Raw genomic sequence first — 7386 nt, forward strand, 5'->3', positions numbered from 1 at the left:
GATTGTCTCCCGATGTGTCGAACTGCTGGGAACGTGCACACACACTTTGAGCGGCACGAAGCCAACATAACCGCACAGCAACAACCATTGACAAGTGTCCGGGATGTTTCTCTACTGTGAACGCTCACAGAGCAGCGCGAGCCACGGTACGAGCCGCGCGCAGCTGGGCAGCAGGTCTTCGCGAGAGGCGGGGGCCCAGGTCAGGGGAGAGTTCCATGCGATACACGAAGCACCGTCGCCTCGTGGGTTCCGCCATAGCGGTCACGCTCGGCGCCACCACACTGGCCGCGTGCGGCTCGTCGTCCGACGACGGCAGCGGGGCCCGGTCGGGCCCGGTCTCACTGACGTACTGGGCCTGGGCCCCCGGCATGGACAAGGTCGTGGACCTGTGGAACGAGGGTCCCGGCAAGAAGGAGCAGATCAAGGTCACGGTGAAGAAGCAGGCGTCCGGCGACACGCTGGTCACCAAGATCCTCACCGCGCACAAGGCGGGCAAGGCCCCGGACCTGGTGCAGGCGGAGTACCAGGCGCTGCCCACGCTGGTCAGCAATGACGCGCTCGCCGACGTCTCGAAGGACGTGGGCGACGCGAAGAGCAAGTTCGCGGACGGTGTCTGGCAGCAGACCACGCTCGGCACCGACGCGGTGTACGCGGTCCCGCAGGACATCGGGCCGATGATGTTCTACTACCGCGAGGACCTGTTCAAGGAGTACGGCCTGACGGTGCCGACGACCTGGGACGAGTTCGCGGACACCGCGCGCAAGCTCAAGAAGGAGTCACCGCAGACGGACCTGACCACGTTCTCCGCCAACGACTCGGGGCTGTTCGCGGGGCTCGCCCAGCAGGCCGGCGCGCAGTGGTGGACGACGTCCGGCACCAAGTGGAAGGTCGGCATCTCCGACGACGCGACCAAGAAGGTCGCCGAGTTCTGGGGCGGCCTGGTCGAGGAGGGGGCCATCGACAACCAGCCGATGTACACCCCGGCCTGGAACAAGGCGCTCAACACCGGCAAGCAGATCGCGTGGGTCAGTGCCGTGTGGGCGCCGGGAACGCTGAGCACGGCCGCGCCCGACACCAAGGGCAAGTGGGCCATGGCTCCGCTCCCCCAGTGGAACGACGGGGAGAACCGCACCGGCAGCTGGGGCGGCTCCTCCACCGGCGTCACCACGGACTCCGAGAACAAGGAGGCCGCCGCGAAGTTCGCCGCCTGGCTGAACACCGACGGCGAGGCCCTGAACGCGCTGGCGAAGGAGAGCGGCATCTACCCCGCCTCCACCTCGGCCCAGCTCAGCGGCGCCTTCACCACCCCGCCGGAGTACTTCTCCAACCAGCCGGACTTCTACGAGAAGGCCGCCGGGATCGCGCAGACCACCGCGCCGTCGGCCTGGGGCCCGAACGTCAACGTGGCGTACACGACGTTCAGGGACGCCTTCGGTGCCGCCGCGAAGAACAGGTCCGGCTTCGTCGCCGCCGTGGACAGCATGCAGCAGGACACGGTCGCCGACCTGAAGAAGCAGGGCTTCGAGGTCGCTCCGTGACACCCTCGGCACGCGGGAAGGCGTACGGGGCCGGAGGGGCCCCGCACACCCGCCCGTCCCGCACCTCTGCGCTCAGGCGCACCCGCAGCGCCCCCTTCCTCTTCCTGATCCCCGCGACGGTTCTCTTCCTGCTCTTCTTCGCGCTGCCCATCGGGTACGCGGTCTGGCTCAGCTTCCGCAAGGTGCAGGTGTCCGGGCTCGGCCTGGGCTCGGGTGCCCGCAAGGAGGTCTGGGCCGGCCTGGAGAACTACACCGCCGCCCTCTCCGACAGCGAGCTGCTGGACGGCACGCTGCGGGTGCTCGGCTACGGCTGCATCGTGGTGCCGGTGATGCTGGGGCTCGCCCTGGTGTTCGCGCTGATGCTGGACTCCGAGCGGGTGCGGCTCGCGCCCTTCACCCGGCTCGCGATCTTCCTGCCGTACGCCGTCCCGGGCGTGATCGCGGCGCTGCTGTGGGGCTTTCTCTACCTGCCCGACGTGAGCCCGTTCCACTTCGCGCTCGACACGTTCGGCCTGCCGCAGCCGGACCTGCTGGACGGCGGTCCGCTGTTCCTCGCCCTGTCGAACATCGCGGTGTGGGGCGGCACCGGCTTCAACATGATCGTCATCTACACCGCGCTGCGGGCCATCCCGCTCGAGGTGCACGAGGCGGCGAAGCTGGACGGCGCCACCCCTCTGCAGATCGCGCTGAGGATCAAGATTCCGATGGTCGCGCCGTCGTTGGTGCTCACCTTCTTCTTCTCGATCATCGCGACGCTCCAGGTGTTCAACGAACCGACCACACTGAAGCCGCTCACCAACTCCGTCTCCACCACCTGGAGTCCGCTGATGAAGGTGTACCAGGACGCCTTCGGCAACGGCGACATCCACTCGGCCGCCGCGCAGGCCGCCCTCATCGCGCTCGCCACCCTGGTGCTCTCCTTCGGCTTCCTGCGGGCCGCGAACCGACGCAACAAGCAGGAGGCGGCCCGATGAGTTCCGCGGCCCTGAACAAGGCCGAGCCCGTGGCCGGCACCGCCCCGGGCACCGGCCGGGCTCCGGCGGGGCCCCGCCGGACCGCCCTGGTCCCCACCCTGACGCTGCTCCTCGGCGCGCTGTACTGCCTGCTGCCGGTCGCCTGGGTGGTCGTCGCGTCCACCAAGTCCGGCAGTGAGCTGTTCTCCACGTTCACGTTCTGGCCCGGCACCGGCTTCACCGGGAACCTCTCCGACCTGAACGCCTACCGCGACGGCGTCTACTGGACGTGGATGGGCAACTCCGCCCTGTACGCCGGCCTCGGCGCCCTGCTGTCGACGTGCGTGTCGGCGGTCAGCGGCTACGCGCTGGCGGTCTACCGCTTCCGGGGCCGCGAGACGCTGTTCAACGTGCTGCTCGCGGGTGTGCTGATGCCGCCGGTGATCCTCGCCGTTCCGCAGTACCTGCTGCTCGCCCAGGCGGACCTCACGGACTCCCACCTGTCCGTGCTGCTGCCGCAGATCCTCTCCCCGTACGGCGTCTACCTCGCGCGGATCTACGCCGCGGCGTCGGTGCCGTCCGACGTGGTGGAGGCCGGGCGGATGGACGGGGCCGGCGAGTGGCGCATCTTCACCCGGGTCGCGCTGCCGATGATGCTGCCCGGACTGGTGACGGTGTTCCTGTTCCAGTTCGTCGCGATCTGGAACAACTTCCTGCTGCCGTACATCATGCTCAGCGACGACGAGAAGTTCCCGATCACGCTCGGTCTGCACACACTCCTCGAGCAGGGTGCCAACGCTCCGGCGTTGTACACCCTGGTGGTCACCGGCGCGTTCCTCGCGGTGTTCCCGCTGGTCGCGCTCTTCCTGGTCGTCCAGAGGTTCTGGAGCCTGGATCTGCTCTCCGGAGCCGTAAAGTCATGACCATGAGCAACACGGGGGGCAGGCGCAGGCCGCCGACGATCCACGACGTGGCGCGCGAGGCCGGTGTCTCGCGCGGCACCGTCTCGCGCGTGCTCAACGGCGGCCACTACGTCAGCCCGTCCGCGGCGGAAGCGGTCAACGCCGCGATCCGCAGGACGGGGTACGTGGTGAACCGGCACGCCCGCTCGCTGATCACCGGCCGCTCCGACTCGGTGGGCTTCCTGCTGACGGAGCCCCAGGAGCGGTTCTTCGAGGATCCCAACTTCAATGTCCTGCTGCGTGGCTGCACGCAGGCACTGGCCGCGCACGACATCCCGCTGCTGTTGATGATCGCCGGTACGCAGGCCGAACGGCGGCGCATAGTGCGGTACATCACCGCCGGGCATGTCGACGGGGTACTGCTGGTCTCCAGCCACTCGGGCGATCCGGTGGCCGAGGAGCTGCGGGCCGCGGGCGTCCCGCTGGTCGCGTGCGGCAAGCCGATCGGGCTGGGTTCCAAGGTGAGTCACGTGGCCGCGGACGACCGGGACGGCGCCCGGGACATGGTGCGCCATCTGCTGTCGCTCGGCCGGCGCAGGGTGGGCATGGTGACCGGCCCGCTGGACACCCCGGGCGGCGTGGAGCGCCTCGCCGGGTACAAGGAGGTGCTCGCCGAGGCCGGTGTCGGGAGCGACGAGCGGCTCATCGTCTCCGGCGACTACAGCAGGGCCAGCGGAGAGGCGGGCGCGGAGCGGCTGCTGGCCGGGGCGCCCGACATGGACGCCGTGTTCGTCGCCTCGGACCTGATGGCGCAGGGCGTGCTGACGGCGCTGCACCGCGCGGGGCGGCGGGTACCGGAGGACGTGGCGGTCGGCGGCTTCGACGACTCCCAGGCCGCGGTCTCCACCAGTCCCGGCCTGACCACGATCCGTCAGCCGTGGGACCGCATCAGCTCCGAGATGGTACGGGTCCTGCTGGCCCAGGTCGGCGGCGAGGACCCGGCCACGGTGATCCTCCCGACGGAACTGGTGAAGCGCGGGTCGACCTAGGAACACGCGCCGGGCCCGGGCGCGGCGCGCACCGTCCCAACATTAGTTGAATTCCGGACAAATGTTATCGTTCAACCATGACAGCGGACACGGTCGGCGTCCGGCTCGAGGAGCGGTGGCGGGAGATCCTGGCGGTGCACGCCCGCACCCTCGGCGAGATCGACCGCGCGCTGCATCCGCACGGTCTCGGGGCATCCGACTTCGAGGTGCTCGACCTGCTCGCGACCGCGTCGCCCCGGGAGGGCGAGCAGTGCAGGGTGCAGAACCTGGGCGGACGGATCCACCTCAGCCAGAGTGCGCTGTCCCGCCTCATCGCCCGGCTGGAAAAGGACGGCCTGGTCGCCCGCAGCATCTGCGCGGAGGACCGGCGGGGTGTCTACGTCATGCTCACCGCCAAGGGCCGTGACCTGCACGCCGAGGTACTGCCGCTCCAGCGCGCGGCCCTGGCCCGCGCGCTGGGCGAGTAGTCCGCCGCACCGGACGGCCGCGGCACGCCCGGCTGGGACCTGCGGCGGAAGGGGTGTCGCCGCCCGGAGGACGGCCTCGCGGGATCACGGGGCCCCTGGTCGGGCAGAGCCGAGAGCTCGGAAAGGCCGTGCTCCCGGCGTGCCGCCCGGAAGCCCTCGCACCGGGCGCACCCGGGCTTCCGGACGGTGCGGCGGGAGCACGTGCCGGGCGTCGCACGGCAGGCGCCGCCCCCGCCACAGGCCCTAGGGACGGGCAAGCAGGGTGCGTACCCCCTCGGACGTCAGCGTGAGGCGGTGTTCCGAGCTGCCGTCGATGGTGAGGGACAGCTCGTCGGCCGGCCACTGCGCGGCCAGAGCCCCGAGCGGCACCAGCCGGTAGCGGGAGACGAAGGGCAGCAGCCCCGACATCTCCAGTTCCGAGGTGAACACCGGCACCACCTGGTTGCCGTCCGGCTGCTCCATCACGGGCAGCGCGACCGCGCCGGGCTCGGCGGCCTCGTCGCCCGCGTCGTCGGGCACGGGGATGAGTACGTCGCTGTGGGCGAGGGCGTCCAGTGCCGCCGCGTCCCGGGTGTTCTCCGCGAGAGTGTTCAGGGCCCGCTGGGCGGACGTGGGGTCGTTGTTCTCGTGCGCAGGTGTCTCCATGGCAGTTTCCCTCGTAACGGCGGTCGTACGGACCCGTCCCGGACGGGATCGACGGATCGGCAGAACGGCGGACCAGCGGTCGGGCCGGGATCCGCTCCGGGCACGGTCCTGCACGCGTACCCGATCGCGCGGGCCGCAATCCTGCTGGACATCCGCAGGACGGGCGCCCCCTCAGACCCTCTGACCGGCATGGTTATCATATGAGCGCCTCCTAGCTCGAAAGATAATCCTGTGACTGTCAACGAAGACTCGTTCACCAACTGGAAACACCGCGAGGAAGTCGCGGAGTCGATGATCCCGATCATCGGGAAGCTGCACCGCGAGCAGGACGTCACCGTCCTGCTGCACAGCCGCTCCTTGGTGAACAAGTCGGTGGTCTCGATCCTCAAGACCCACCGCTTCGCCCGTCAGATCTCGGGCCGGGAGCTGTCGGTCACCGAGACGCTGCCGTTCCTCCGGGCGCTCACCACGCTCGACCTCGGTCCGTCCCAGATCGACCTCGGCCTGCTCGCCGCGACCCACCGCACCGACGACCGCGGACTGTCGGTGGAGGAGTTCACCGCCGAGGCCGTGGCGGGGGCCACCGGTGTCCACAAGACCGACCGGCGTGAGCCGCGCGACGTCGTCCTCTACGGCTTCGGTCGTATCGGCCGGCTCCTCGCCCGCCTGCTCATCGAGAAGTCCGGGTCCGGCAACGGCCTGCGGCTGCGCGCCATCGTGGTCCGCCGGGGCGGCGAGCAGGACATCGTCAAGCGCGCCTCCCTGCTGCGCCGCGACTCCGTGCACGGCCAGTTCCAGGGCACGATCACCGTGGACGAGGCGAACAGCACGATCGTCGCCAACGGCAACACCGTCAAGGTGATCCACGCCGACGACCCGTCACAGCTGGACTACACGGCGTACGGCATCAAGAACGCCGTCCTCATCGACAACACCGGCAAGTGGCGCGACCGCGAGGGCCTCTCGCTGCACCTGCGTCCCGGTGTCGACAAGGTGGTGCTGACCGCGCCCGGCAAGGGGGACGTGCCCAACATCGTGCACGGCGTGAACCACGACACCCTCAAGCCCGACGAGCGGATCATCTCCTGCGCGTCCTGCACCACCAACGCGATCGTCCCGCCGCTCAAGGCGATGGCGGACGAGTACGGCGTGCTGCGCGGCCACGTGGAGACCGTCCACTCGTTCACCAACGACCAGAACCTGCTGGACAACTACCACAAGTCCGAGCGCCGCGGCCGCTCCGCGCCGCTGAACATGGTGATCACCGAGACGGGCGCCGCCTCCGCCGTCGCCAAGGCGCTGCCCGGCCTCGAGGCGACGATCACCGGCAGCTCGATCCGGGTCCCGGTGCCGGACGTCTCCATCGCGATCCTCAACCTGCAGTTGGGCCGCGAGGCCGACCGCGGTGAGGTGCTCGAGTACCTCCGCGAGGTGTCGCTCACCTCACCGCTGAAGCGTCAGATCGACTTCATCAGCGCCCCCGACGCGGTCTCCAGCGACTTCATCGGCTCGCGGCACGCCTCGATCGTCGACGCCGGCGCCCTCAAGGTCGAGGGCGACAACGCGATCCTGTACCTCTGGTACGACAACGAGTTCGGTTACTCCTGCCAGGTCGTCCGGGTCGTCCAGTACGTCTCCGGGGTGGAGTACCCGACCTTCCCGGCACCGGCTCCGGCTTCCTGACCGGCCGGGCACGGGCGAAGACGGGCGGGCAGGCAAAAGGACATACGCCGGAAGACACGCGCAGGGCACGGCGGGGGGGGGGCGGCCGGCCCGGCCCCCCCCCCCCCCCCCCCCCCCCCCCCCCCCCACAAAACCCCCAACAAAAAGAC

Annotated in this window: 7 protein-coding genes; 6 read left to right on the plus strand and 1 reads right to left on the minus strand. The window is 69.8% G+C overall.

Translation table 11 applies throughout. The annotated features are described in order from the left end of the window. Window positions 1-215 precede the first annotated feature (215 nt). From ORI94_RS11380 to ORI94_RS11400, 5 genes are all read left to right on the plus strand, one after another. Window positions 216-1538, plus strand: a complete 1323-nt coding sequence (locus tag ORI94_RS11380; RefSeq protein WP_266074357.1) for an ABC transporter substrate-binding protein — start codon at window positions 216-218, stop codon at window positions 1536-1538. Between the two features lie 104 nt (window positions 1539-1642). Continuing rightward, window positions 1643-2512, plus strand: a complete 870-nt coding sequence (locus ORI94_RS11385) for a carbohydrate ABC transporter permease (protein WP_266074386.1) — start codon at window positions 1643-1645, stop codon at window positions 2510-2512. Continuing rightward, window positions 2509-3414, plus strand: a complete 906-nt coding sequence (locus ORI94_RS11390) for a carbohydrate ABC transporter permease (RefSeq protein WP_266074358.1) — start codon at window positions 2509-2511, stop codon at window positions 3412-3414. Before ORI94_RS11385 ends, ORI94_RS11390 begins: the two co-directional genes overlap by 4 nt. Next, entirely contained in the window at window positions 3411-4442 is a 1032-nt protein-coding gene (locus ORI94_RS11395) for a LacI family DNA-binding transcriptional regulator (RefSeq protein ID WP_266074359.1), read from the plus strand. Before ORI94_RS11390 ends, ORI94_RS11395 begins: the two co-directional genes overlap by 4 nt. Window positions 4443-4519: 77 nt before the next feature. Next, window positions 4520-4909 (plus strand): MarR family winged helix-turn-helix transcriptional regulator, encoded by a 390-nt coding sequence (locus ORI94_RS11400; RefSeq protein WP_266074360.1) that lies wholly within the window; start codon window positions 4520-4522, stop codon window positions 4907-4909. A gap of 243 nt (window positions 4910-5152) precedes the next feature. Here the strand turns inward: ORI94_RS11400 and ORI94_RS11405 are convergent, their stop codons facing one another. Then, window positions 5153-5554: an SseB family protein gene (locus ORI94_RS11405; RefSeq protein WP_266074361.1), complete on the minus strand. Its 402-nt coding sequence runs from the start codon at window positions 5552-5554 to the stop codon at window positions 5153-5155. Window positions 5555-5785: 231 nt separating this feature from the next. Between ORI94_RS11405 and ORI94_RS11410 the strand changes: the two genes are divergently transcribed. After that, the gene (locus ORI94_RS11410; protein WP_266074362.1) at window positions 5786-7237 is read left to right on the plus strand and encodes a glyceraldehyde-3-phosphate dehydrogenase; all 1452 of its coding nucleotides are present in this window, start codon (window positions 5786-5788) and stop codon (window positions 7235-7237) included. Window positions 7238-7386 lie beyond the last annotated feature (149 nt).

The organism is Streptomyces sp. NEAU-W12 (genome assembly GCF_026242095.1).
In the GTDB taxonomy this organism is placed as follows: Bacteria; Actinomycetota; Actinomycetes; order Streptomycetales; family Streptomycetaceae; genus Streptomyces.